The sequence below is a fragment of the Actinoplanes xinjiangensis genome (genome assembly GCF_003148685.1).
GTDB classification, from domain to species: domain Bacteria; phylum Actinomycetota; class Actinomycetes; order Mycobacteriales; family Micromonosporaceae; genus Actinoplanes; species Actinoplanes xinjiangensis.
In genome coordinates this window covers 235,246-259,182 of record NZ_QGGR01000008.1, presented here as the reverse complement: position 1 = coordinate 259,182, position 23,937 = coordinate 235,246, and the positions used below count along the sequence as shown (strand labels likewise).

The following is a 23,937-nucleotide window of genomic DNA, read 5'->3' as shown; positions in this document are numbered from 1 at the left end:
ACGGCATGGCCATCAACGAAGCAAGCGCCGAGCAGAGGCGTCTGCATGACGCCGACACCGCCGCCGTGCCATGGCGGCGCTGGGGACCGTATCTCAGCGAACGGCAGTGGGGGACGGTCCGCGAGGACTACAGCCCGGGCGGCGACGCCTGGGACCACCTGAGCCACGACGACGCGCGGTCCCGGGCGTACCGGTGGGGTGAGGACGGCATCGGCGGGTTCAGTGACGACAAGCAGACCCTCTGCCTGGCCGTGGCGCTGTGGAACGGCCGCGACCCGATCCTCAAGGAACGGTTCTTCGGGCTGACCAACAGCGAGGGCAACCACGGCGAGGACGTCAAGGACTACTGGTTCTACCTCGATGCCACACCGACCCACTCCTACCAGAGGATGGTCTACAAGTATCCGCACCAGGAGTTCCCCTACGAGGACCTGATCGCCACCAACCGGGCGCGGGGGCGCGAGGACTTCGAGTACGAGCTGCTCGACACCGGGATCTTCGCCGAGGACCGGTACTTCGACGTGGAGATCGAGTACGCGAAGGCCGGCCCGGAGAACCTGCTCGGCCGGATCACGGTGCACAACCGTGGTCCGGAGGCGGCCTCGCTGCGGCTGCTGCCCACGCTGTGGTTCCGCAACACCTGGTCGTGGGACGCGCCCGAGCCCCGGCCGGAGCTGCGGGCCCGGCCCGGTGGCGTCGAGGCCGTCCATCATCGTCTGGGCACCCGCTGGTTCACCGTCCTCGGTGACGCCCCGCTGCTGTTCACCGAGAACGAGTCGGCCGGGTCCGGCCCGTACGTCAAGGACGCCTTCCACCGGTATGTGGTGCACGGTGACACCGCCGCGGTGAACCCGGACGGCATCGGCACGAAGGTCGCCGCTCTGGTGACGGTGGAGGTGCCGGCCGGTGGGTCGACGGTGGTCCGGTTCCGGCTGGCCGAGGCGCCACCCGCCGACACCGATCCGCACGCCTTCGACCGGGTGGTCGACCGGCGGCGCGCCGAGGCCGACGACTTCTACCGGGCGCTGCTGGCCCCGGAGCTGGGCGACGGCGAGCGGCAGGTGGTCCGGCAGGCGCTGGCCGGGATGCTGTGGAGCAAGCAGTACTTCGGCTACGACGTGGAGCGCTGGCTGGCCGGGCACGGGCGCGATCCGCTGGCGTCGCGGGGGACCCGCAACGGCGAGTGGTTCCACATGATCTGCGACGACGTCATCTCCATGCCGGACAAGTGGGAGTACCCCTGGTTCGCCGCGTGGGATCTGGCGTTCCAGTCGATCGCGCTGGCCCTGGTCGACCTCGGCTTCGCCAAGAACCAGCTGAACCTCCTGCTCGGGCGCCGCTACCTGCATCCGAGCGGGCAGATCCCGGCGTACGAGTGGAACTTCTCCGACGTCAACCCGCCGGTGCACGCCTGGGCCGCCTATCTGGTCTACGAACTGGACAAGTCCCGCAACGGCACGGGCGATCACGCCTGGCTGGAGTCGATCTTCCACAAGCTGGCGAAGAACTTCACCTGGTGGGTCAACTGCAAGGACCACGACGGCAACAACGTCTTCCAGGGCGGTTTCCTCGGGCTGGACAACATCGGCGTCTTCGACCGCAGCGCGCCGCTGCCCACCGGCGGCTACCTGGATCAGGCCGACGGGACGGCGTGGATGGCGCTCTACTGCCAGAGCATGCTGTCGATCGCGCTGGAGCTGTCCCGCCAGGATCCGGTCTATCTGGAGCAGGCGCAGGCGTACTTCGAGCATTTCGCCTGGATCGCGGTGGCGGTCGACCGGGAGGCCGGCGGGGCGGCCATGTGGGACGAGGGTGACGGCTTCTTCTACGACCTGCTGCGGCTGCCGGACGGCAGCGCGCAACGACTGCCGGTCCGGTCCCTGGTGGGCCTGCTGCCGCTGGCCGCGGTGACGGTGTACGAGACCACGCTGACCTCCCGCCATCCGCAGCTGATCGAGGGCATCCAGGACTTCGTGAGCCGGCACCCCAGCGTCAGCTCGGTGTTCTCCGGGGGACGGGTAAACGGCCGGCACGGCGAGCATCTGCTGGCGCTGTTCGACGAGACCCGGCTGCGGCGCATCCTTCTCCGGTTGCTCGATGAGGAGGAGTTCCTCAGCCCGTACGGGATCCGCTCCCTGTCGCGTCACCACCGCGACCACCCGTTCGAGTTCCGGGTCGGCGACCACACCTTCGCGGTCGGCTACCAGCCCGCCGAGTCGGACAGTGCGATGTTCGGTGGCAACTCCAACTGGCGCGGCCCCGTCTGGTTCCCGGCGAACGTCCTGGTCATCCGGGCCCTGATGAACCTGTACGTGGGATACGGCGACGACTTCACGGTGGAGTGCCCGACCGGCTCCGGGGTGAAGATGACGCTCTTCGAAGTGGCCCGGGAGATCTCCGACCGGCTCATCCGGATCTTCCTGCCCGGTCCGGACGGCTCCCGCCCGGTCCACGGTGGGCAGGACATCTACGCGTCCGAGCACTGGCGTGACCTGATCACCTTCAACGAGTACTTCCACGGCGACAACGGGGCCGGGCTGGGTGCCGCCCATCAGACCGGCTGGACCGGTCTGGTCGCCGTCTTCCCGAACGTGTTCGCCGGCCTGACCGGCATCGACCTGCTCGACAACGGCATGACCGGGGTCCTGCGGTCGGCACAGCGCACCGAGGAGGAGCAGGCATGAGCAGTGGATGGCCCCAGGCGCCGGCGGTCTACGAGATCTTCACGTGGCCCTGGCTGACCGGCCTGGGCGGCAGGTACGGCCGGGACGTCACCCTCGCCGACGTACCGGCGGAGGTGTGGGACGAAGTGGCGGCACCGGGTGTCGACGCGGTGTGGCTGATGGGTGTCTGGGAGCGCAGCCCCGCCGGGCTGGCCGTGGCCCGGACGAACGAGGAGCTGCAACAGTCGTTCCTTGAGGCGCTGCCGGACGTGCGGCCCGCCGACCTGGTGGGTTCGCCGTACTGCGTGCGCCGTTACCGGGTGGACGCGCGTCTCGGCGGCCCGGCCGGGCTGGCCGAGGCCCGCGCCCAGTTGCGGGCACGCGGGGTGCGGCTGGTTCTCGACTACGTGCCCAACCACGTGGCCCCGGACCATCCGGCGACCGCCGACCATCCGGAGTGGTTCGTCCAGGGCTCGGCCGCCGACCAGCTCGCCGATCCGCGGGGCTGGTTCACCGTGGAGGGGCGGGTGCTCGCGCACGGGCGGGACCCGTATTTCCCGCCGTGGCCGGACGTCGCCCAGCTCAATGCGTTCGACCAGGGGCTGCGGGACGTGACCGCGGAGGTGCTGGGTGACATCGGGGAGCAGTGCGACGGGATCCGCTGTGACATGGCGATGCTGCTGACCAACGAGGTGTTCGCCGGGACCTGGGGGCGGCACGTGGGCCCGGCGCCGGCCGAGGAGTTCTGGCCCCACGTGCTCGGGCGGGTCCGGGAGCGGCATCCGGATCTGGTGATGATCGCCGAGGCGTACTGGGACATGGAGTGGGCGCTGCAACGGCAGGGGTTCGACTTCTGTTACGACAAGCGGCTCTACGACCGGCTGGTGGGCGAGGACGCCGAGTCGTTGCGCAAGCATCTGGCCGCCGACCGGGACTATCAGGACGGGCTGATCCGGTTCGTGGAGAACCACGACGAGCCCCGGGCGGCGGCGGTGCTGCCGGGCGGGCGGGGCCGGGCCGCGGCGGTGGCGATCGCCACCCTGCCCGGGGCGGTGCTGTGGCACGACGGGCAGTTCGAGGGGCGGCGTACCCGTCTGCCGGTCTTCCTGGGCCGTTTCCCGGACGAGCCCGCCGACCCGGACCTGGTGGCTTTCCACCACCGGCTGCTGGCGGCGGCCGGCTCGGTTCGGCGGGGGGAGTGGCGGTTGCTGGAGACCCGTGGGTGGCCGGACAACCCGAGTCATCGGGAGCTGCTGGCCTGGGCCTGGCACGACGAGACACCGCACAGCCTCGTGGTGATCAACTTCGGTGACCGGCCGGCGCAGGCCCGGGTCGAGCTGCCGTGGCCGGGGCTGGCCGGGCGGCCCTGGCAGTTCATCGATCTGCTGGACGGCGGGATCTTCGAGCGCGACGGCGATGAGCTGGCCGGCAGTGGTCTCTACGTGGACCTGCCCGCCTGGGGAGCGCATGTGGTGACGTTGCGTTAACAAGCGCGACACGGGCTGTCACCGGACTATCCGATCCGGACGATGCGCCGCCGGGAGGGCGCGACGAGTGTGAACGAGGAGATCGAACCGGCGGCCATCGGAGGTAGCCAACGTGTCCATCGACATGATCACTGACTCGGAGAAATCGTTCCTCACCTCCAAGTTCGCCGTCCCGGAAGCCCCTCCCTTCATGGTCACCCGGCCGGGACTCCTCGACCGGGTCACGGAGGGGGTACGGGGCCCGGTCACCGTGATCACCGGGCTGGCCGGCAGCGGCAAGACGCAGCTGCTGGCCTCCTGGGCCCGCAGCCGGGCGGTGGAGTGGCCGTTCGCGTGGATCACCCTGGAGCACGGTGACGAACAGCTGCCCACCTTCTGGGGGTACGTGGTGGAGGGGCTGCGCCGGTCCGGCGTGGACGTGCCGGCGGTCACCGGGGGCGTGATCACCCGGGGCTTTCTGGGCCGCCTGGCCGCCGCCGTCGAGGAGCATCCCACGCCGGTCGTCCTGATCCTCGACGGCGCCTCCCAGTTGCCCGGCCGGGATTGGGCGGCCGGCCTGGAGTACGTGCTCAGCCACGCCGGCACCCTGCGGGTGGTGCTGACCGGCCGCTGGGACCCGCCGTTGCCGCTCTACCGCTACCGGCTCGCCGGCCTGCTGTACGAGCTGCGCACCGCCGACCTGGCGTTCACCGCCGACGAGGTGTCGCGCCTGATGCGGCTGCACGGCGTCGAACTGGCCGCGCCGGAGCTGGCCACACTGCTCGAGCACACCGAGGGCTGGGCGGCCGGGATCCGCCTCTCCGCCTGCGCGCTCCAGCGCACCCCGGACGCGAAGGTCCTGGTCGACACGATCTCGGGCGACGAGTCGACGATCGCCGAGTACTTCGTCGGCGAGGTGCTGCGGGTGCAGCCCCCGGAGACCCGGCGGTTCCTGCTGGAGACCAGCGTGCTGGACACCTTCACCCCGGAGCTGGCCGCCGCGGTCACCACCCGTTCCGACGCGCCCCGGATGCTCGCCGCGCTGACCCGGGAGAACGCCTTCATCCAGCCGGTCGGCTCCGGCACCGGCCTGTACCGCTACCACCGGCTCTTCGCCGAACTGCTGCGTGCCCAGCTGTCCTGGGGCGATCCCGGCGAGGTGGCGCTGCTGCACCAGCGGGCCGCGCTGTGGCTGGCCGCCCGCGGGCACCTGATCGACGCGGTCGGGCATGCCGTGCACGCCGGGGACTGGACCGGCGCCGCCCGGATGGTGATCGAGGACTACGGGCTCGGGTCGCTGGTGGTGGAGGGTGGCACCGGCCGGCTCGGCCGGCTCTTCGCCGCACTGCCGGAGCACGTCGAGGACCCGGAGCCGGTGCTCGTGCGGGCCGCGGTGGCCTACGGTGACGGCGACCCCTCCCGTGCCGCCGAGCAGTTCACCCTCGCCGGCAAGTTGATCGCCACGCGCGGCAGCGCCTGCGACGACGGGCTCACGCTGGCCTGCCTGCTGATGCGGCTGCTGCTGCTGGCCCACGACGCCGGAGAGGACGACGTGGACCAGCTCGCGCCGGTGGCCCGGACCTTCCTCGCCTCGGTGCCGGCCCACCGGCTGGCCCGGCACCCCGAGCTGCCGATGGTGCTCTACGCCGCCGAGGGCCGGGCCCGCGGCGCGGTGGGGCAGGTCGACGAGGCGGCCGCGGTGCTCGCCGAGGCGGTGGCCAGTGCGCCGACCGGGGCCGAGGCGGTACGGATGTCGTGCCTGGAGAACCTGGCCCTGCTGGAGGCGTTCCGGGGCCGGCTGAGCCGGGCGGAGACGGCCGCGAAGCAGGCGATCGACCTGGCCCGGCAGTGTGGGCTGCCGCGGGAGCGATGGCCGGCGGCGGCCGAGGTGGCGCTGGCCTGGGTGGCCCTGGAACGCTACGACATCGAGGCCGCGGACCGGCGGCTGCGGGCGGTGCAGCCGATGTGCGGGGCGGGTGTCACCGGGCCCGCACCGGCCGGCTTCGCCCTGGTCCGGGCGCGCCGTCTGCAGACCCGGGGCGAGCTGCGGCAGGCCATCGGGGTGCTGGCGTCCGCGGAGGAGGCCGACAGTGCGGCGCCCCGCTGGCTGAGCCGCGAACTCCGGCTGGTCCGGGCCCGTTTGCTGCTGCTGGCCGGGCGCGCCGAGGAGGCCGACGGGCTCCTGGCCGGATACGCCGACTCGTCCGCCCCGGACGCCGTGCTGGCCCGGGCCGCGCTGCTGCTGGCCCGGGGGGAGACGGGGGCGGCGTACCAGCGGGCCCGGACCGTGGCCGACGCGGCCGGGACCAGGGTTCCGATCGCCCTGGACGCCTGGCTGATGCTGGCGATGGTGGCCGCCGGCCGGGAGGAGACGGCGAACGCCCGGGAGGCGCTGCGGAGGGCTCTGCGGGTGGCGGCCCCGGAGTCCTGCCGGCGGGCGGTGAACCAGGTGTGGGGGGAGCTGCGCCGGCTGCTGCGCGACGACGACCGGCTGGCCCAGCAGTACCGGTCGCTGGGTGCTCCCGCCCCGGCCGGGACGGCGACCGCCGATCCGGTCGTGGTGGAGCAGCTCAGCAAGCGTGAACTGGACGTACTGCGGGGCATGGCCGAGATGCTCCCGACCGAGGAGATCGCCGCCTCGATGTACGTCTCGGTCAACACGGTGAAGACGCACGTCCGGAGCATCCTGCGCAAGCTGTCCGCGTCCCGGCGCAACGAGGCGGTACGCCGGGCGCGGGCCCTGCGCCTGATCTAGCGGGCGTCGGGTCTCCGGCAGAGCGCGAAGATCACCACGATCTCGGTGCCGATCAGCACGGTGCACCACAGGGGTGCCGTGGCGAGCAGCAGGAAGTGGGCCAGGGCGGCGGCCGCGGTGAACAGCACGCCGACCGCCCGGGCCCACTGCCGGCCGCGCAGGATGCCGGCACCGGCGGCGGCCGAGATCAGCCCGAGGGCCAGATGGCTCCAGCCCCAGGCGGCCGGGTCGAGGGTGATCAGCGAGTTGTCGGCGGTGACCAGATAGGCACTGTCGCGGAGGAGGGTGGTGAGGCCTTCCATGAACTGGAACGCACCCAGGGTCAGCAGCATCACCCCGGCGAAGGTCACCACGCCGGTCAGATCGGGTGCAACGGCCTCGTCGGTCGTCGTCGTCATCGTTGTCCCTCCTGCTGGTACGGAAAGACCAGCGTCTCGTTCGGGACGGCGGAAGTGCCTCGTACGTGACGAATGATTGTTGTCGATCAATGCAAGTTGCATGCTGAGGGGGCTGCTTCGTTCCACTCTGCGTGCAAATACCGATAGTTGCCTCTCCGATACGTTCTGTGTTTCGGTGGGGCCCGTCAGCTGGGGCCGATCCGGGGGCGCGTCGCGAGCGGGGATCGGTGGGATGTCATCCGTGATCTGGGGGCGAGATGCGCGAACGTTCGAGCATCGGTACTGCGTTTCACATACCGGTGGACCACACGACACCACCCCGGCTGCCGGCCGGGCTGATCTGGCGAGCCCGTCTCGCCGCCATGCTCGACCAGGGGGTCCAGCAGGCCGTGACCCTGGTCTGTGCCGGTCCCGGCTGGGGCAAGACGGCACTCGTCGCCTCCTGGGCGGCCGCCCGCTCGATGGCCGGGCCGGTCGCCTGGCTCACCCTCGACGACCAGCACGACGACGCGTTCGCGTTCTGGTCCGACCTCTTCCTCGCCCTGCACACCGCCGGCGCGCTCCCGCACGGCCACGCCGTCCCGGCATCGGACGCCGACGAGGCCGAATACCGGCAGGCCGTGGCCGCGGCGCTGGCCCTGCGGAAGACGCCCGCCGTCGTCGTCCTGGACGACCTTCAGCGGGTCACCGACCCGCGGATCCTCGGCGGGCTGGCCGGCCTGCTGCGGCTGCGGCAGGCCCGGTTCGTGCTGCTGACCCGCCGGGAGTCGGATCTGCCGCTGCACCGGCTGCGGACCGGCGGCGAACTGACCGAGATCCGCGCCTGCGACCTCGGATTCCGGCTGGAGGAGGCGGCCGAGCTCCTCGCGATCGGTGGGCGCGGCATGCCGTCGGACCGGCTGGCCGCGATCGTGCGGCGGACCGAGGGCTGGAGCGCCGGCGTGCGTTTACTGCTGGACAATCCCGATCCGGCCCACGCCGACGACCTCGTCGAGGACTACATGCTCCGTGAGGTGCTCGGCGCCCAGCCCGAGGAGGTCCGCCGGTTCCTGCTGCGCACCGCCGTGCCGGACCGGATCTGCGGCGAGCTCGCCCACGCCCTGACCGGGGAGCGGCACAGCCAGTACCTTCTCGAGGATCTGACCCGCGGCAACCTGTTCGTCGAACGTACCGGGGGCGGGCGGTGGTTCCGCTATCACCCGATGCTGCGGGCCGCGCTGCGCCGGCGGCTCGCCCGGCGCTGGCCGGACACCCCGTCCGGCCTGCACAGGGAGGCCGCCCGCTGGCACGACGACGACGGCGCGGCCCTGCCCGCACTCGCCCATGCCGCGGCGGCCGCCGACTGGGACCTGGTGGCCCGCATCGTGGTCCGGCGCGGGCTGCCACTGTTCACCTCCGGCGACCGGCCCCAGCTGATGGAGGTGCTCCACCGGATCCCGGTCGCCCGGCTGCCGGAGACCGCCGAACTGGCGGTGTGTGCGGTGATGCTCGCGTACGCCCGGGGCGACCTCGCCTCCGTACCCCGCCGTATCGCCGCGATCCGCTCGTTGCTCGCCGGCCGCGAGGACAACGCCCGCGCGCTGGTCGGCACCGCCCTGGCGGTGCTGGAGAGCGGAACCGTCATCCGCTGGCAGGGCGACATGCCGCATCTGCTCCGCGCCTCCACCGACCTGCTGACCGAGCTGTCCCGGCTGAGCTGGGACCAGGCACCGTCCCTGCTCCAGTACCGGGCCATGACCCTGAACAACAAGGGCGCGGCCCTGCTCTGGAGCGGCTGGTTCGACCACGCCGACCGGTACCTGTGGGCGGCGGTGACCGCCTCCCGGACCGCCGGGGTGCCGCTCACCGAGGTCAACGCGCTCGGGCTGCTGGCCCAGCTCGCCGTCTTCCAGGGATCGCTGGGCGACGCCGCCGACCACGCGAACGCCGCCGTGGAGGCCGCCCGCCGGATCGACAGCGGAGGCGACGCCGCTGTCGCGCCCGCCTATCTGGCCCAGGCGATGATCGAATCCGAGCGCGGTCGTGAACCGGAGACCGAGGATTGGCTGCGCAAGGGGCTGCACGCGCTCGGTGAGGTCCCGGAGGCCACTCAGTTCGTCGTCGCGGGGACGATCCGGGTCCGGCTCATGCTGGACCGCGGCGACACGGCCGGCGCCCGTTCCCTGCTCGGGCAGGTCCGCGCCGAATCCGGCCCACCGCTGTCCGCATCACAGGTCGACCGGATACTCGATCTCGCCGGAGCGGAGATCCGGCTGGCCAGCGGTGACCCCGCCGCGGTCGTGATGGCCTACGGCAGCCGGGTCGTGATCACCGCCGCCGAACAGGTCCTGCTGGCGCGGGCGCTGCTGGCCACCGGTAACCTGCCGGTCGCCGCCACCCTGCTGGGCCGGGTCCGCGACGGCTCCGACCGGGTGTCCGCGACCGCCGCCTGGATCCTCACCGCGCTGGCCGCCGACACCCAGGGCCGCAGCTCGGTGGCGAGCGAGGCACTGGCCCAGGCACTGGCGGCCGCCGAACCGGAGCGCATCCGCCGGCCGTTCCGCACCTTCGACGTCAACCGGGTGATGGTCCTCGCCGAACGCCAGCACTGGCTCACCGAGCTGCGCGGCCCGGCCGGCGACGGAGTACTCGGCGAGATCACCGGGGAGATCCCGATCATCTCGCCGACCCCGTCCGCCGGGCCGCTCAGCGAACGCGAGGTCGACGTGCTCCAGTACCTGCCGACCGTGCTGACCGCCGGCGAGATCGCCGAGAACCTGGGGATCTCGGTGAACACGGTCAAGGCCCACATGAGATCGATCTACCGCAAACTGGGTGCCGCCCGCCGCCGGGAGGCCGTGGTCACCGCCCGCCAGTCCGGCCTGATCTGACGCCCGGCGTGGCCGTGGCTCACCCGCTCCGGGTGATCCCCGGCCACCCGGGGTCGCCCAGCCTGACCGCATGACCGACACCGCACCGCGGTGGCCCGACGCGGCCACCGAACTCCGCACGCAGCCGTTCCCGTGGTGGACGCTGCTGGTCACCGGCCTGTTCGCGGTGGCCCTGGGACTCACCGTCCTGATCTGGCCGGACATCTCGCTGAAGGCGATGGCGATCCTCACCGGCATCTGGCTGGTCGCCGGCGGTCTGGCCCGGATCGTCGCGGCCTTCCTGCCGACCGGCCGCAGCGTCGCCGGGCACGTCCTGTCCGGTGTCATCGGCATCATCGTGCTGGTCGCCGGGCTGGCCTGCCTGCGCAACCTGGTCACCGGCCTGCTCGTCCTGGCGATCGTCTTCGGGACCACCTGGATCCTCAGCGGACTCGCGCTGCTGCTGGCCGGGGTCGCCCAGCACGGTCCGCTACGGCCCGCGCTGGTGATCGTGGGCGTGCTGACGATGCTGCTCGGGGTCGCCTTCGTCGTCCTGCCGAACCTCTCGCTCGCCACCCTCGTCGTGCTGACCGGCATCGGCAGCCTGCTCGTCGGGCTGTGTGAGGTGATCCTGGCGTTCCTGATCCGGCACCTGCAGCACACCGGCGAGGACCGCGGTCAGCAGTAGGCAGAACGACAGCACGTACAGCCAGCCGATGTAGGTGAACGCCAGCCCGATCGTCCCGTACCGTTCGGTGCTGGACTCCAGGGCCCGCGGCAGATAGAGCGCGCCACCGGCCCGGACACCGACCATGGCCGCGGCGAACAGGGCGCCGGCCAGCAGCAGCTTCGACCACCGCACCACCGGGCCGAGCAGGATCCGGGGCAGCAGCACGGCCAGCGCCAGGTCGGCGAGCGCGGTCACCACCACCTGCCCGGCCCGGGGCGCCGGCAGCAGCCCGGTCAGGCTGCTGAGCAACCGGATCACGACCAGGAAGCCGACCAGCATCAGCACCGTGCCGATCTGCCATCCGGTGGCCGCCGCCCCGGCCCGGCGGCCCGGCACCTGCCACACCGTCCGGTACGACCGGGCCAGCGCCCGCGCCAGCCCGGTCGCCGACAGGATCACGATCAACCCGCCCACCAGGCCGAACGCGTTGCTGTGGCTGCCGTCGAGCGCGTCGTCGAGCAGCCGGGCGCCGGCGTCGGGCAGGCGCACCAGCTCGTCCAGATGCCGGCGCGAGCCACCGCCGACCAGCGCGCTCAACATGATGAGCAGCGGGAACACCGAGGTGAACGCCTGCGCGGCGAGTGTCATCGACCGGTCGAAGATCTGCACCCGCAGGAGTTCGTTGAGCACGGTGACGACCGGCGCGCGCAGCCGCCGCGGGACGGCGCCCAGAATCTTCCCGGTCGGTGAGGTCATGCCGCCATGGTCGGCGGCCGGTCCGCGGCCGGGCATCATCCGGCGGGGATGGCGTGCGGGCGGCGGCACGAACCGACACTGGCGCGCATGATGCGCGCACTGGTGACCGTCGTCGTCGGCGCGGTGGTGACGGGTGTCGTCATCGGACTGCTGCCCGGCATCACCGCCGACGGCCCCTGGGCGGTGCCGGCCGTCGCGATCGTCCTGGGCGTGTTCGCGGCGGTGCTCCGGCCGCTGCTGGTGACCCTGCTGTCGGCGATCGGCTGGCCCGGCGTGGTGGCCGGCTGGATCGTCGTCCAGAGCCTGCTGGTCTGGGTCGCGCTCCAGGTGACTCCGGGGATCCACGTCGACGGGTTCTGGCCGGCGTTCTGGGCGTCATGGCTCGGCGCGATCCTGATGACCATCGGGTTGTGGCTGGTCACCGCGGGACAGCAGGGCGTCGCGACCAGACATCTGCTGCGGGTCAACCGGCGTTTCCGGCGCAGTGTGCCACCGACCACCGTGCCCGGCGTCATCATGATCCAGATCGACGGGCTGTCCGCGCCGCTGGCCCGGTGGGCGATCGAGGCGGGCAACCTGCCGACCATCGGACGGTGGCTGCGCTCCGGCAGCCACACGCTCACCAAGTGGCACGCCCGGATGCCGGCGACGACGCCGGCCAGCCAGGCCGGGCTCCTGCACGGCGCGAGCGATCGGGTTCCGGCATTCCGCTGGTACGAGAAGCCGGCCGGCCGCCTCGTCGTGACGAATCATCCGGCTGACAGCGCCCTCGTCGAGTCCCGCCTGTCCGACGGCCGCGGCCTGCTCGCCGACGGCGGTGTGAGCGTGAGCAACGTGTTCTCCGGCGACGCGTCCACCTCGCTGTTCACGATGAGCACCCTGCGGGGGCGCCGGCCCGGGCCGGCCCGCTACCTGAGCGCGTACCTGCTCGACCCGTTCGGCCTGACCCGCTCGCTGGTGCTCGCCGCCGGCGAGATCGTCAAGGAGCTGCATCAGGCCCGCCGGCAGCGGCTGCGCCAGGTGGAACCGAGAATGCACCGGGACTGGCGTTACGTACTGCTGCGCGGCGCCACCAACGTGCTGCTGCGCAACCTCAACCTGACCGTGATCGCCGAGCAGATCATGCGCGGCGCGCCCACGGTCTTCTGCGATCTCGTCGACTACGACGAGATCGCCCACCACGCCGGTCCGGCCCGTCCGGAGGCGCTGGCCTCCCTCGACGGCATCGACGGGGTGCTGGCCGTCCTGGAGGAGGTCGCGGCGGCGGCACCCCGGCCGTACCGCTTCGTGGTGCTCTCCGATCACGGGCAGAGCCAGGGTGCCACCTTCCGGCAGCGCTACGGTCTGACCCTGGAGGACCTGCTCGCCGGGGAACTGCCCGGCGAGGACCTCGTCGTGGCGGCCGGCGGCAATCTGGCTCTGGTGTACTTCCCGCGGTTGCCGGGGCGGGCCACCGTCGAGGAACTGGAGCAGCGGTTTCCCCAGCTGCTGCCGGCCCTCACCGGGCATCCCGGGATCGGGTGGGTGATGGTCCGGTCCGGGCGGGACGGGCCGGTGGTACTCGGCCGGGACGGGCGGCGCCGGCTGCGCGACGACCACGTCGACGGCGCCGATCCGCTGGCCGGATTCGGGCCGCACGCCGCCGACGACCTGCGCCGCCACGACAGCCTGGACCACACCGGCGACCTGGTGATCAACAGTCTGTGGGATCCGGTCGCGGGTGAGGTCGCCGCGTTCGAGGAGTTGATCGGCTGTCACGGCGGCCTGGGCGGGGCCCAGGAACGGCCGGTCCTCATCCACCCCCGCGACTTCGCCGTACCCGGACCGCTGACCGGTGCCGACGCCGTGTACCGGGTGCTGTGCGGCTGGCTGGAACAGACCGGCTGCCGTACCCCCCGATCGCTCATCCGCCGGGGGTGAGCCCTCGCGGGCCGCGGGATGACCACCATGACGCCATGTGTCGCTGGATTGCGTATTCCGGGTCGCCGATCCGGCTCGAAGAACTGCTCTACCGGCCCCGTCACTCGCTGATCGACCAGAGTCAGCACTCGCGTCTCGGGGTGGAGACGACGAACGGTGACGGCTTCGGCGTCGGCTGGTACCTCGACGGCGGCGGTGGTGAACCCGCCGTCTATCGCGGCACCGGACCGGCGTGGAGCGACGCGAACCTGCGCGAGATCGCCCGCTCCACGGTCTCGCCGCTGTTCCTCGCCCACATCCGGGCCAGCACCGGTACGCCGGTGCAACAGACCAACTGCCATCCCTTCCGGTACGCCGACTGGCTCTGGGTGCACAACGGGTCGATCCGGGAGTTCGCCCGGCTGCGGCGCGACCTGGTCCTCGCCGTCGACCCCGACCTGTACCCGTCGATGACCGGCTCCACCGACTCGGAGGTGATGTTCCACCTGGCGCTCACGTACGGGCTGCGCGACCGGCCGGTGGCCGCCGTCGAACGGATGGCCGGACTGGTCGAGTCGGTGGGCCGCGCGTACGGCGTACCCGATCCGTTGCAGATGACCGTGGCCACCACCGACGGTGACCGGACCTGGTGTTTCCGCTATTCGAGTGAGGGGCGCAGCCGCTCGCTGTTCTACAGCACCGAGATGTCGGCGCTGCGGCACCTCTACCCGGAGCAGGCGAGTCTGCGGGGGCTGTCGGAGGAGACCCGGCTGGTCGTCTCCGAGCCGCTCGGGGACCTGGCGGGCGCGTGGCAACCGGTGCCCGAATCCAGCTACGGCGTGATCCAGAAAGGCACCGACGTGCTGGGCCGGTTCGAGCCGGCGATGCCCTGACACCCGTTCATCCGGCCGGAGTGATGCGGCCCGGAACCCCTCCCGGAAAGGCTGCGGCCATGACCGACCTGGACAAGGCGACCGAGAAACGCTCTCTCGGCCTGCCGCAGGCCACCGCGCTGATCCTCGGCACCATCATCGGCGTCGGGATCTTCAACCTGCCCTACTCGCTGGCCTCGATCGGCCCGATCAGCATCGTCGCGATGGCGCTCACCACGGTCGGCGCGGTCGCCCTGGCCGTGATGTTCGCGTCACTGTCGAAGCGGATGCCCGCCGACGGCGGCCCGTACGCCTACGCCCGCGCCGCGTTCGGCGACGGGGTCGGCTTCGCCAACGCCTGGTCGTACTGGATCACCGCGTGGGCCGGCAACGCGGCGATCGTGACCGGCTGGGTCTACTACGTCGAGCATTTCGTCAACAAGGGCGGCGTGACCATCTGGTCGATCGTGATCGCCCTGTTCGGCATCTGGCTGCCCGCGCTGGTCAACCTGACCGGCGTGAAGAACATGGGCATCGTCCAGTTCTGGACCACGATCGTGAAGTTCATCCCGCTGCTGATCATGTCGACGGTCGGGCTGTTCTTCATCAGCACCGCCAACTACAGCCCGGCCAATGTCAGCGGTGAGACCGACGTCAAGGCGATCGGCAGCGCGATGGCCATCTGCCTGTTCAGCTACCTCGGGGTGGAGTGCGCCGCGGTGGCCGCCGCCAAGGTCCGCGACCCGGGCCGCAACGTGCCACGGGCCACCGTGATCGGCACGCTCGGCGCCGCCGTCGTCTATCTGCTCTCGATGGTCGCCGTCTTCGGGATCGTGCCGACGTCGGAGCTGGCCCAGGACGCCAACAAGGCCTCCTACTCGGTGGCCGCGAACATGATGGCCGGCGGCGACTGGGCCGGTGACCTGGTGGCGCTCGCCGTCATCGTCTCCGGCTTCGGCGCGCTCAACGGCTGGACCATGATCTGCGCCGAGATGCCGCTCGCCGCGGCGAAGGACGGCCTGTTCCCGGCACTGTTCGGCAGGCTGTCCAAGCGCGGGGTCCCGGCCGCCGGCATCGTCGCCTCCAGCCTGTTCGCCACCGTCGCGATGGTGATCAGCTACGCCGGGGCCAGCGGCGCCACCGTCTTCAACACGCTGGTGCTGATGAGTGGCATCACGGCCGCGATCCCGTACGCCTTCTCCGCCCTCGCCAAGATCAAATGGCGCCGGGAGGGTGGCGTGGCGGACCTGATCGTCGCCGTCGTCGCGCTGATCTTCTCGATCCTCTTCATCTGGTACTCGCGCAACTCCGGCGACGACTGGTTCGTCGTCTGGGGCCCGTTCCTGATGGCCGGAGCCGCAGGGCTGATCGGCATACCCGTCTACGTGTCCATGCGTAAGAGGAGAACCATATGAGCTTTCACGTCGACTCCGAGACCGGCCGGCTGCGGCAGGTGATCCTGCACCGCCCCGGTGTCGAACTCAGCCGCCTCACCCCCGACAACGTCCGCGACCTGCTCTTCGACGACATCCTGTGGGCCAAGCGGGCCCGCGAGGAACACGACGCGTTCGCCGAGGTCCTGCGCGAGCGTGGAGTCAAGGTGCACTACTTCGCGCGGCTGCTCGCCGACGTGCTCGACATCCCGTCCGCCCGCAACTGGGTGCTGGACCGGATCGTCACCGACGACACCGTCGGCCCGACCCTGGCCGGGCCGCTGCGCCGCCTCGCCGAACAGGCCGAGAGCGACAAGCTCGCCGACTACCTGATCGGCGGTGTCCTCAAGAACGAGCTGGCCGGGTTCACCGTCAACAGCCTGCGCTGGGAACTGCTCGGCGCCGACGACTTCGTGCTCAGGCCGCTGCCCAACCACCTGTTCCAGCGGGACAACTCGGCGTGGATCTACGGCGGGGTCAGCATCAACCCGATGGCCATGCCGGCCCGGCTGCGCGAGTCGGTGCACAGCGCGGCCATCTACCGGTTCCACCCGATGTTCAACCTCTCCGACTTCACCGTCTGGTACGGCGGCGACGACGAGCCGCACCAGCCGGCCACCCTGGAAGGCGGCGACATCCACGTGCTGGGCAACGGCGCGATCATGGTCGGGCTGGGTGAACGGTCCACCGCGATGGGGGTGGAGAACCTGGCCCGCAGCCTGTTCGCGGCCGGGGCGGCGACCAAGGTGATCGCCATCGAGCTGCCGCACTCGCACGCCATGATGCACCTGGACACGGTCATGACGATGATCGACCGGGACACCTTCGTGCTGTACCCGTACCTCCAGCAGTCACTGCGGTCGTGGACGGTGCTGCCCGACGAGGATCCCGACGGGCTCAAGGTGATCCGCAACGCCGACCTGTTCGCGACCATCGCCGAGACCCTGGGTGTCGACAAGGTCCAGGTGCTGGAGACCAACGAGGACATCCGGGCCGCCCAGCGCGAGCAGTGGGACGACGGCAACAACTTCCTGGCCGTCGAGCCGGGCGTGATCGTCGGTTACGAGCGCAACGTCACCACCAACACGTACCTGCGCCGGCAGGGCATCGAAGTGATCACCATCGCCGGCGGTGAGCTCGGCCGGGGCCGGGGTGGGCCCCGCTGCATGACCTGCCCGATCGAACGCGACGCTGCCTGAGAGGACCTGTCATGTCGTTCAACCTGCGCAACCGTAGCTTCCTCAAGGAGCTCGACTTCACGCCGGCGGAGTGGAAGTTCCTGCTGAAACTCGCCGCGGAGCTCAAGACCGCCAAGTACGCCGGAACCGAGGTCCCGCGCATCGTCGGCAAGAACATCGCGGTGATCTTCGAGAAGACGTCGACCCGGACCCGCTGCGCCTTCGAGGTCGCCGCCCACGACCAGGGTGCGCACGTCACCTTCCTCGACCCGGGCAGCACCCAGCTCGGCCACAAGGAGTCGGTGAAGGACACCGCGCGGGTGCTCGGCCGCTTCTACGACGCTCTGGAGTACCGCGGTTTCGGCCAGGAGAACGTGGACACGCTGGCCCGCTACTCGGGCGTGCCGGTGTGGAACGGGCTCAGCGACGAATGGCACCCCACCCAGACCCTCTGCGACATCCTCACCATGCGCGAGCACACCGTCAAACACGACAGCGAGGTCGCGTTCGCGTACCTCGGCGACGCGCACAACAACGTGGCCAACTCGCTGCTCATCGGCGGCGCCATGATGGGCATGGACGTACGCATGGTGGCGCCGCAGTCCCGCTGGAACCCGGATGAGGTGATCAAAGCGGCGCAGAGCATCGCCGAGACCACCGGCGCCCGGATCACCCACACCCAGGACGTGGCCGAGGGCGTCAGCGGTGCCGACTTCCTCTACACCGACGTGTGGCTGTCCATGGGCGAGCCCAAGGCCGCCTGGGACGAGCGGATCCGGCTGCTCAAGCCGTACCAGGTGAACATGGGCGCGGTCCGGGCCACCGGGAACCCGGCGGTCAAGGTCATGCACTGCCTGCCGGCCTTCCACGACCGCAACACCAAGGTCGGCCAGGAGATCTTCGAGCACACCGGGATGGAATCGCTGGAGATCACCGACGAGGTGTTCGAGTCGCCGTACTCGATCGTGTTCGACCAGGCCGAGAACCGGATGCACACCATCAAGGCCATCATGGTCGCCACCCTGGGGTCCTGATGCGCCTCGTCATCGCCATCGGTGGCAACGCCCTTCTCGAACGCGGGCAGCGACCCGACGCCGCCATCCAGCGGGCCAACGCCCTGCGTGCGGTCGCCGCCCTCGCCCCGCTCGCCGCCGAACACGAGGTGGTCGTCACCCACGGCAACGGGCCCCAGGTGGGGATGCTCGCCCTGCAGAGCGCCGCCGACCCGGCCCTGGCCGTCCCGTACCCGTTCGACGTCCTCGGCGCGCAGACCCAGGGCATGATCGGGTACTGGCTGCTCCAGGCCCTCCAGAACGCGCTGCCGGGCCGGCAGGTCGCCGCCGTCCTGGACCAGACCCTGGTGTCGGCCGCCGACCCGGCCTTCGGGGCGCCGTCGAAGTTCGTCGGCGCCGTCTACGACGAGGGGACCGCCCGCCGGTTCGCCGCCGAACGCGGGTGGACCGTCGCCCCCGACGGCGCCCGGTGGCGGCGGGTCGTCCCGTCACCGCAACCCCAGCGCATCGTCGAGACCCGCATCATCCGTCAACTGCTCGGCACCGGCACCATCGTGGTCTGCGCCGGCGGCGGCGGGATCCCGGTCATCCGCGACGACAACGGCCGGCTCACCGGCGTCGAAGCCGTCGTCGACAAGGACCTGGCCACCGCGGTGCTCGCCGAAGCCCTCGAGGCCGACGCGTTGCTGCTGCTCACCGATGTATCCGCGGTGATCCGCGGGTTCGGGGGACCGGACCCGCAGCCGATCACCAGATCCACCCCCGCCGAGCTGCGCCGCGAACGATTCCCGGCCGGCTCGATGGGGCCGAAGGTGGAGGCGGTCTGCCGTTTCGTCGAACTCACCGGCGATCTGGCAGCGATCGGCGCCCTGGAGGACGCCGCCGCGATCCTCGCCGGAAAGGCCGGCACGGTCGTGACCCCGGGCGGCGATTACGGCGGCCCGAACGACCTGCGCCCGCCCCGGTGAGTGCGACCACCCCACCGGCGAGCGGTGCAGCGCCGCTCGCCACGCCGGCCCGGTCCGGGCGCCGCCGGGCCGGGCCGGCACCTCCATGAACCGGCCGGCCGTCGTCGCGCACCTCTCCGACCTGCACATCGGCGCCCACTACGGGTACGCGGTGGACAGCATCGTGGCGGACGTGACGGCGGCCCGGCCGGACCTCGTCGTCGTCACCGGCGACCTCACCATGCGGGCCCGGGAGTCCGAGTTCCGGCAGGCACGGGACCTGCTCGGGCGGCTACCCGGGCCGGTCCTCGCCGTCACCGGGAACCACGACCTGCCTCTTGCGTCGTGGCGGCGGGTCGTTCGGCCGTACCGTCGCTGGAAATGCTGGATCGACGCCGACCCGCAACCGGTCCGCCGCGCCGGTGCCGTGACCGCCCTGGGGTTGACCTCGATGCCGCGCTGGCGGTGGAAGAACGGGCGCGTCAGCGCGCGGCAGGCCGGCGACGTCGTCCGGGTCCTCGGCGCCGCGCCCACCGGCGACGTCCGGGTGCTCGCGCTGCACCATCCGCCGCTGGCCACCGGAACCGCCGCGCTGATCGGCCGGGACCGGCTGCTCGACGCCGTCCGCGCCGCCCGGGTCGACCTGGTGCTGGCCGGGCACACCCACGTCCCGGACGTGCGGACCCGCGCGGGCACGGTCTTCGTCGTCGCCGGCACCGCCACCAGCCGGCGCCTGCGCGGCACCGGCTGCTCGTGGAGCCTGATCAGCGTCGGCACCGGTCAGGTCGTGGTCCGCGAACGCATGCTGGGCCCGGACGGCTGGCGGACCGGCCGGCTGACGGAGAATGTCGTAGGGCGGCGCAGACCACCGGCGCCGGGCGGTGCGGCCGGACTCTAGTGCAGGACCGTCTTCAGCAGGATGAGGGCGGCACCGAACGCACCCGCCGTCAGCGTGGAGACCAGGCGCTCCAGGGGGTGCAGGCGCCCGTCCGCGCCGATCCACCAGCCGGCGCCGCACAGCAGGCCGGTCGTGCACGCCAGTGAGATGATCTCGGCCGTCTCCAGCGAGGCGCCCCCGAGCCGGGCCAGTACCAGCATCAGCAACGGCAGGCCGCTGGCCGTCACCATCTCCCAGCCGCTGCTCAGCTGCCGCCGTACGGTGTGCCAGGTCGGGCGGTGGCCCTCGTGGATGCGTTCGGCGACGATCCGGGCGTACCGCTCGGCCAGCCAGTAGATGGTCAGCGTCGCCAGGACCACGATCGTCGTGCGCCATGCGGTCGCCGCGTGCGACGCCACCAGCACGGCCGCGCCGACGATCAGTCCGTAGATGCCGGAGGCGGTGGCCTCCTCGGTCTCGTGCCGCAGCCGAAGCCAGATCGACATGCCCACCTCCCCGTCCCGGACTCGAGCCTCGCCGAGGCGTCGCGCCTGCTCCTCATCCGGCGGGGATGAACCGCTGCGCCGCGCCGCGAACGATCCTTCGAGCATGTTCGTCCGCAAGAAGAAGAACCCCCTGTGGCGCGGCTCGGACCGGCTCGAGCTGGTGATGCTGGTCGGCCTGTTCTCGATCTTCCTGCTCGGTTCGCCGGTGCTGGCCTGGTGGGCGGCGGGCGCCAGCTACGACGCCGACCAGCGGGCGATCGCCTGGGAACGGGACAACCTGCGCGAGGTGACGGCCCGGCTCGACGACACCCCGGTCGAGCAGTGGGTCACGCCGTACACCGCTCCCGCCGCCTGGACCGCGCCGAACGGAACCCGGCGTACCGGCCCGATCACCGTCGGTCCCGGCATCCAGCCCGGCGACGAGATACGGGTCTGGGTCAACACCGGGGGCGATCTGCGTACCGAACCCGGCGACCGTAACCCCGTCGGCAAGGCGGCCCTCGTCGCGATCGTGGTCGTCGCGACCGCGGCCGCCGCCGCCAACGGTCTGCGCCGCATCGGGATGGCGCTGCTCGACCGCTACCGGGCGCGGGAGTGGCAGCGGGCATGGAGCGACATCGGTCCCCGGTGGAGCCGCGATCAACGCCCCTACTCATAGGAGACGCACGATGGTGGAACGGACCACGACCGGGCGCTTCCCGGTCGGGCTGCGGCGCGCGCTGATCGCCTTCGCGCTGGCCCAGTTCATCTGCAGCTTCGCCGGCTCGAACATGAACGTGATGATCACCGACATCAGCGCGGACCTGAACACCACGGTCCAGGGCGTGCAGCTGACGATCACCCTGTTCCTGCTGGTGATGGCGGCGCTGATGATCCCCGGCGGCAAACTCACCGACATCCTCGGCCGGAAGTGGTGCCTCCAGCTGGGCCTGCTGCTCTTCGGTACGGGCGCCCTGATCAGCGCCCTCGCACCCAACCTCGGTGTGCTGATCGTCGGCTACTCGATCCTCGAGGGCGTGGGGACGGCGCTGCTCATCCCGCCCGTGTACATCCTCACCACCCTGCTCTTCGGGGACATCGGCTCCCGTGCCCGCGCCTTCGGGGCGATCAGCGCCATGGGCGGCATCGGGGCGGTCGCCGGGCCGCTGCTCGGCGGTTTCATCGCGTACGCCGTGAGCTGGCGCGCCGCCTTCGTCCTCCAGGCGCTGATCGTCGTGTCGATCGTCCTGCTCGCCCGGCGCGCCGTGAAGGACCCGCTGCCCGCCGACCACGCCCTGCCCTTCGACGTCGGCGGCGCGGTCCTGTCCGCCACCGGCCTCATCCTGATCGTGCTCGGCATCCTGGCCGCCGACGACGACCTGAGGCTCACGGCCGGTCTCATCGTCGCCGGTGTCCTGGTGCTGATCTGGTTCTTCGTGTCGGTCCGCGCCAAGGAGAAGGCCGGCCGTGAGCCGCTGCTGTCCACCTCGCTGTTCCGCAACCGGGCCTCCAACCTGGGCCTGGTGACGCAGAACATGCAGTGGCTCATGGTCATGGGCACGTCCTTCGTGGTGTCCACGTACCTTCAGGTGGTCAAGGGTTACAACGCCATCGAGACCGGCGCCGTCTTCACCGCCACCACCGTCGGTGTCCTGCTGTCGTCGCTGTTCGCCGAACGCATGGCCCGCCGCCGCCCCCAGCGCACGCTGATCATCGCCGGGTTCGCCGTCACCGTCGCCGGCATCGCCCTGCTGCTGGGTGTGGGCGGTGCGGGGGACAGCATCTGGTCGTTGGTGCCGGGCCTGTTCATCATCGGTCTCGGGCTGGGCTGCATGCTCACCCCGTCGGTCAACGTGGTGCAGTCCAGCTTCGGCGAGGACCTTCAGGGCGAGATCTCCGGGCTGTCCCGCAGCATCTCCAACCTGGGCTCCTCGCTGGGCGCGGCGGTGGCCGGCACCATCCTGGTGGCCGGGGTCGACAGCGCCGACCCGAACCGGGCCTACCTGTCGGCGATGCTCGCGGTGGCCGCCGCCGGACTGATCGGCCTGGCCGCCGCCTGGTTCCTCCCGCGAACCCGCCCCGCATAGCCCACCGGTCCGCTCCGGCCGGCCGTCACGCGGCGGCCGGGTCAGGTCTGGCTGGTCGTCACCGTCGTCTCAGGCGCCGTGAGACAGCGGTGACGGCCAGCCGTCACGCGGCCGGGTCCGGCCAGCCGTCACGCGGCCGGGTTAGGTCTGGCTGGTCGTCACCGTTGTCTCAGGCGCCGTGAGACAACGGTGACGACCAGCCGCCACGGGGCGGTGACGACCAGCCGCCACGGGGCGGTGACGGCCGGCCGTCACGGGGCTGGTCCGGGCGGGGTGTGGAGCAGGTAGTCGATGCGGGCGGCGGGCAGGCGTTCCTGTTCCCGGGCCAGCAGGGACATGGCCCGGGCGTCGGCTGCGGTGGGGCGGGACGGGTCGAGGGACCGCGGCCACAGCCGGGCTTGGCGGACGGCGGCGATCTCGGCGGCCAGCACCAGAACGTTGCCGAGCAGGTAGAGCAGGGTGAAGAAGCCCGCGACGCCGGCGAAACCGCCGTAGACGCGGCCGGCGCCGCGGACCAGTCCGGGCAGGACGGTGGCGCCGAGAGCGAGCAGACCGGCCACGCCGACGGCGCCGATCGCCGCGGCCGGCCACAACGACCGCAGCGGTGCGGGACGCATCAGCAGGATGCGGGCCACCGCCAGCAGGACGAGACAGCTCACCGCCCACGATCCGGGGACGGCGACCGGCGCCGGCGCGACGACGGTCACGGCGCCGATGCCGACGGACCCGGCGACCACGGCCGCCAGGGCGGCCATCGCCCGCAGATAGCGGGAGACGATGCCGGCCCGGTTGCGGATGGGCACGGCGGCCAGGTGGTTGACGGTGTCGTACGCGCTGAGCACCACCCCGGTCCCGGAGAAGACCAGGCCGATGACACCGAGGATCAGGGCCGTGCGCGACGCCGACAGGCTCGCCATCGACGACGCGATGCCCGGCTGGAGCGCCGGCGGCACGATCGCGGCGATCAGCTCCTGACGTAGTTCGGGCCGGCCGGCCGCCACCCGGGAGACCGCCGCCACCCCGAGCAGCAGCATCGGGAAGAGACTGAGAAACCCGTAGTAGGTGATCAGCGCGGCTTCGCGGGGCCCGTCGTCGTCCAGGTATTTGCGGATCACCGCATACCCGAAGCCGAGCGGGCCCCGTCGTCGCTGGAGATCGTCGAGCCGTCGCAGGCTCACGTGCCGTAGGCGTCGGCCACCTCGTCGCCGTGGACGGCGGTGGCGTGGACGACGACGACGGCCAGGACGAGGGCGACGGCCGACCAGATCGGGTGGGCGGCGGCGAACGTGAAGTTCACCAGCGCCGACACGACCGCGAACACGATGGCAGCGAACCGGGCCCAGCGCAGACCGCGGATCAGCCCGGCTCCGGTGACGATCGCGACCGTACCCATGATCACGTGGGCCCAGGCCAGGGCGGTGAGCGACATCGGGAGCAGCAGATCGGAGCGGGTGCCGGCGAGGATCCCGGGCCGGATCAGGGCGATCAGGCCGGCGTAGACGTGGACCGCGCCGAGCAGCACGAGCATCACGCCGCCGAAGAGTACCCAGGCGACCCACCCGGTCGCCCGGCTGTGTTCGACACGCATG

General features: G+C 71.6%; 18 protein-coding genes and 1 pseudogene. 14 read left to right on the top strand and 5 right to left on the bottom strand.

The features are described 5' to 3' along the window. Positions 1-5 precede the first annotated feature (5 nt). From BC793_RS20195 to BC793_RS20185, 3 genes are all read left to right on the top strand, one after another. Positions 6-2,684 (top strand): MGH1-like glycoside hydrolase domain-containing protein, encoded by a 2,679-nt coding sequence (locus BC793_RS20195; RefSeq protein ID WP_109594445.1) that lies wholly within the window; start codon positions 6-8, stop codon positions 2,682-2,684. Then, positions 2,681-4,150 carry an alpha-amylase family protein gene (locus BC793_RS20190; RefSeq protein WP_109594443.1) on the top strand — a complete coding sequence of 490 codons (1,470 nt, stop codon included), beginning with the start codon at positions 2,681-2,683 and terminating at the stop codon, positions 4,148-4,150. Before BC793_RS20195 ends, BC793_RS20190 begins: the two co-directional genes overlap by 4 nt. Before the next feature lie 124 nt (positions 4,151-4,274). Further along, positions 4,275-6,884: a winged helix-turn-helix domain-containing protein gene (locus tag BC793_RS20185; protein WP_109594676.1), complete on the top strand. Its 2,610-nt coding sequence runs from the start codon at positions 4,275-4,277 to the stop codon at positions 6,882-6,884. On the opposite strand, the gene BC793_RS20180 is transcribed toward BC793_RS20185, so the two are convergent. Further along, positions 6,881-7,282, bottom strand: coding sequence for a DUF7144 family membrane protein (locus BC793_RS20180; protein WP_109594441.1), 402 nt, complete (start codon positions 7,280-7,282; stop codon positions 6,881-6,883). The genes BC793_RS20185 and BC793_RS20180 overlap by 4 nt on opposite strands. 299 nt (positions 7,283-7,581) lie before the next feature. Here BC793_RS20180 and BC793_RS20175 point away from each other — a divergent pair, with 299 nt between their 5' ends. Further along, the gene (locus BC793_RS20175) at positions 7,582-10,152 is read left to right on the top strand and encodes a winged helix-turn-helix domain-containing protein (protein WP_239170180.1); all 2,571 of its coding nucleotides are present in this window, start codon (positions 7,582-7,584) and stop codon (positions 10,150-10,152) included. A gap of 70 nt (positions 10,153-10,222) precedes the next feature. Continuing rightward, positions 10,223-10,819, top strand: coding sequence for an HdeD family acid-resistance protein (locus BC793_RS51445; RefSeq protein ID WP_109594437.1), 597 nt, complete (start codon positions 10,223-10,225; stop codon positions 10,817-10,819). Positions 10,820-10,843: 24 nt separating this feature from the next. Here BC793_RS51445 and BC793_RS52825 read toward each other — a convergent pair. Next, positions 10,844-11,449, bottom strand: a pseudogene (locus BC793_RS52825) (YhjD/YihY/BrkB family envelope integrity protein); the annotation flags it as partial. 195 nt (positions 11,450-11,644) lie between these two features. Between BC793_RS52825 and BC793_RS20160 the strand changes: the two are divergent. From BC793_RS20160 to BC793_RS20130, 7 genes are all read left to right on the top strand, one after another. After that, positions 11,645-13,477 (top strand): phage holin family protein, encoded by a 1,833-nt coding sequence (locus BC793_RS20160; RefSeq protein ID WP_109594674.1) that lies wholly within the window; start codon positions 11,645-11,647, stop codon positions 13,475-13,477. 35 nt (positions 13,478-13,512) lie between these two features. Beyond that, positions 13,513-14,349 (top strand): class II glutamine amidotransferase, encoded by an 837-nt coding sequence (locus BC793_RS20155; protein WP_109594433.1) that lies wholly within the window; start codon positions 13,513-13,515, stop codon positions 14,347-14,349. Positions 14,350-14,408: 59 nt separating this feature from the next. Then, positions 14,409-15,743 carry an amino acid permease gene (locus BC793_RS20150; protein ID WP_109594431.1) on the top strand — a complete coding sequence of 445 codons (1,335 nt, stop codon included), beginning with the start codon at positions 14,409-14,411 and terminating at the stop codon, positions 15,741-15,743. Beyond that, the gene (locus BC793_RS20145; protein WP_109594429.1) at positions 15,740-16,960 is read left to right on the top strand and encodes an arginine deiminase; all 1,221 of its coding nucleotides are present in this window, start codon (positions 15,740-15,742) and stop codon (positions 16,958-16,960) included. The genes BC793_RS20150 and BC793_RS20145 overlap by 4 nt, the downstream gene beginning before the upstream one ends. A gap of 11 nt (positions 16,961-16,971) precedes the next feature. Beyond that, positions 16,972-17,973, top strand: coding sequence for an ornithine carbamoyltransferase (gene argF / locus BC793_RS20140; protein ID WP_109594427.1), 1,002 nt, complete (start codon positions 16,972-16,974; stop codon positions 17,971-17,973). Beyond that, positions 17,973-18,920, top strand: a complete 948-nt coding sequence (locus BC793_RS20135) for a carbamate kinase (protein WP_109594425.1) — start codon at positions 17,973-17,975, stop codon at positions 18,918-18,920. Before argF ends, BC793_RS20135 begins: the two co-directional genes overlap by 1 nt. Before the next feature lie 85 nt (positions 18,921-19,005). Further along, a complete protein-coding gene (locus BC793_RS20130; protein ID WP_109594423.1) occupies positions 19,006-19,797 on the top strand; it encodes a metallophosphoesterase family protein in 792 nt (263 codons plus the stop codon). Here BC793_RS20130 and BC793_RS20125 read toward each other — a convergent pair. Then, entirely contained in the window at positions 19,794-20,282 is a 489-nt protein-coding gene (locus BC793_RS20125) for a hypothetical protein (RefSeq protein WP_109594421.1), read from the bottom strand. The two genes, BC793_RS20130 and BC793_RS20125, sit on opposite strands and share 4 nt — an antisense overlap. 103 nt (positions 20,283-20,385) lie before the next feature. Between BC793_RS20125 and BC793_RS20120 the strand changes: the two genes are divergently transcribed. Both BC793_RS20120 and BC793_RS20115 read left to right on the top strand, forming a co-directional pair. Beyond that, positions 20,386-20,940, top strand: a complete 555-nt coding sequence (locus BC793_RS20120) for an Rv1733c family protein (protein WP_109594419.1) — start codon at positions 20,386-20,388, stop codon at positions 20,938-20,940. A 10-nt stretch (positions 20,941-20,950) separates the two neighbouring features. Then, complete coding sequence (locus BC793_RS20115; RefSeq protein WP_109594417.1) at positions 20,951-22,348, top strand: MFS transporter; 1,398 nt, start codon at positions 20,951-20,953, stop codon at positions 22,346-22,348. A 251-nt stretch (positions 22,349-22,599) separates the two neighbouring features. Here the strand turns inward: BC793_RS20115 and BC793_RS20110 are convergent, their stop codons facing one another. Together BC793_RS20110 and BC793_RS20105 are read right to left on the bottom strand one after the other, a co-directional pair. Then, the gene (locus BC793_RS20110) at positions 22,600-23,526 is read right to left on the bottom strand and encodes a YhjD/YihY/BrkB family envelope integrity protein (RefSeq protein WP_109594415.1); all 927 of its coding nucleotides are present in this window, start codon (positions 23,524-23,526) and stop codon (positions 22,600-22,602) included. Next, the gene (locus BC793_RS20105) at positions 23,523-23,936 is read right to left on the bottom strand and encodes a DUF7144 family membrane protein (RefSeq protein WP_109594413.1); all 414 of its coding nucleotides are present in this window, start codon (positions 23,934-23,936) and stop codon (positions 23,523-23,525) included. Before BC793_RS20105 ends, BC793_RS20110 begins: the two co-directional genes overlap by 4 nt. Position 23,937 lies beyond the last annotated feature (1 nt).

Coding starts and splice junctions, on each gene's coding strand:
- BC793_RS20195 (WP_109594445.1), top strand. CDS start 6: ATGGCCATCAACGAAGCAAGCGCCGAGCAGAGGCGTCTGCATGACGCC.
- BC793_RS20190 (WP_109594443.1), top strand. CDS start 2,681: ATGAGCAGTGGATGGCCCCAGGCGCCGGCGGTCTACGAGATCTTCACG.
- BC793_RS20185 (WP_109594676.1), top strand. CDS start 4,275: ATGATCACTGACTCGGAGAAATCGTTCCTCACCTCCAAGTTCGCCGTC.
- BC793_RS20180 (WP_109594441.1), bottom strand. CDS start 7,282: ATGACGACGACGACCGACGAGGCCGTTGCACCCGATCTGACCGGCGTG.
- BC793_RS51445 (WP_109594437.1), top strand. CDS start 10,223: ATGACCGACACCGCACCGCGGTGGCCCGACGCGGCCACCGAACTCCGC.
- BC793_RS20160 (WP_109594674.1), top strand. CDS start 11,645: ATGATGCGCGCACTGGTGACCGTCGTCGTCGGCGCGGTGGTGACGGGT.
- BC793_RS20155 (WP_109594433.1), top strand. CDS start 13,513: ATGTGTCGCTGGATTGCGTATTCCGGGTCGCCGATCCGGCTCGAAGAA.
- BC793_RS20150 (WP_109594431.1), top strand. CDS start 14,409: ATGACCGACCTGGACAAGGCGACCGAGAAACGCTCTCTCGGCCTGCCG.
- BC793_RS20145 (WP_109594429.1), top strand. CDS start 15,740: ATGAGCTTTCACGTCGACTCCGAGACCGGCCGGCTGCGGCAGGTGATC.
- argF (WP_109594427.1), top strand. CDS start 16,972: ATGTCGTTCAACCTGCGCAACCGTAGCTTCCTCAAGGAGCTCGACTTC.
- BC793_RS20135 (WP_109594425.1), top strand. CDS start 17,973: ATGCGCCTCGTCATCGCCATCGGTGGCAACGCCCTTCTCGAACGCGGG.
- BC793_RS20130 (WP_109594423.1), top strand. CDS start 19,006: ATGAACCGGCCGGCCGTCGTCGCGCACCTCTCCGACCTGCACATCGGC.
- BC793_RS20125 (WP_109594421.1), bottom strand. CDS start 20,282: ATGTCGATCTGGCTTCGGCTGCGGCACGAGACCGAGGAGGCCACCGCC.
- BC793_RS20120 (WP_109594419.1), top strand. CDS start 20,386: ATGTTCGTCCGCAAGAAGAAGAACCCCCTGTGGCGCGGCTCGGACCGG.
- BC793_RS20115 (WP_109594417.1), top strand. CDS start 20,951: ATGGTGGAACGGACCACGACCGGGCGCTTCCCGGTCGGGCTGCGGCGC.
- BC793_RS20105 (WP_109594413.1), bottom strand. CDS start 23,936: ATGCGTGTCGAACACAGCCGGGCGACCGGGTGGGTCGCCTGGGTACTC.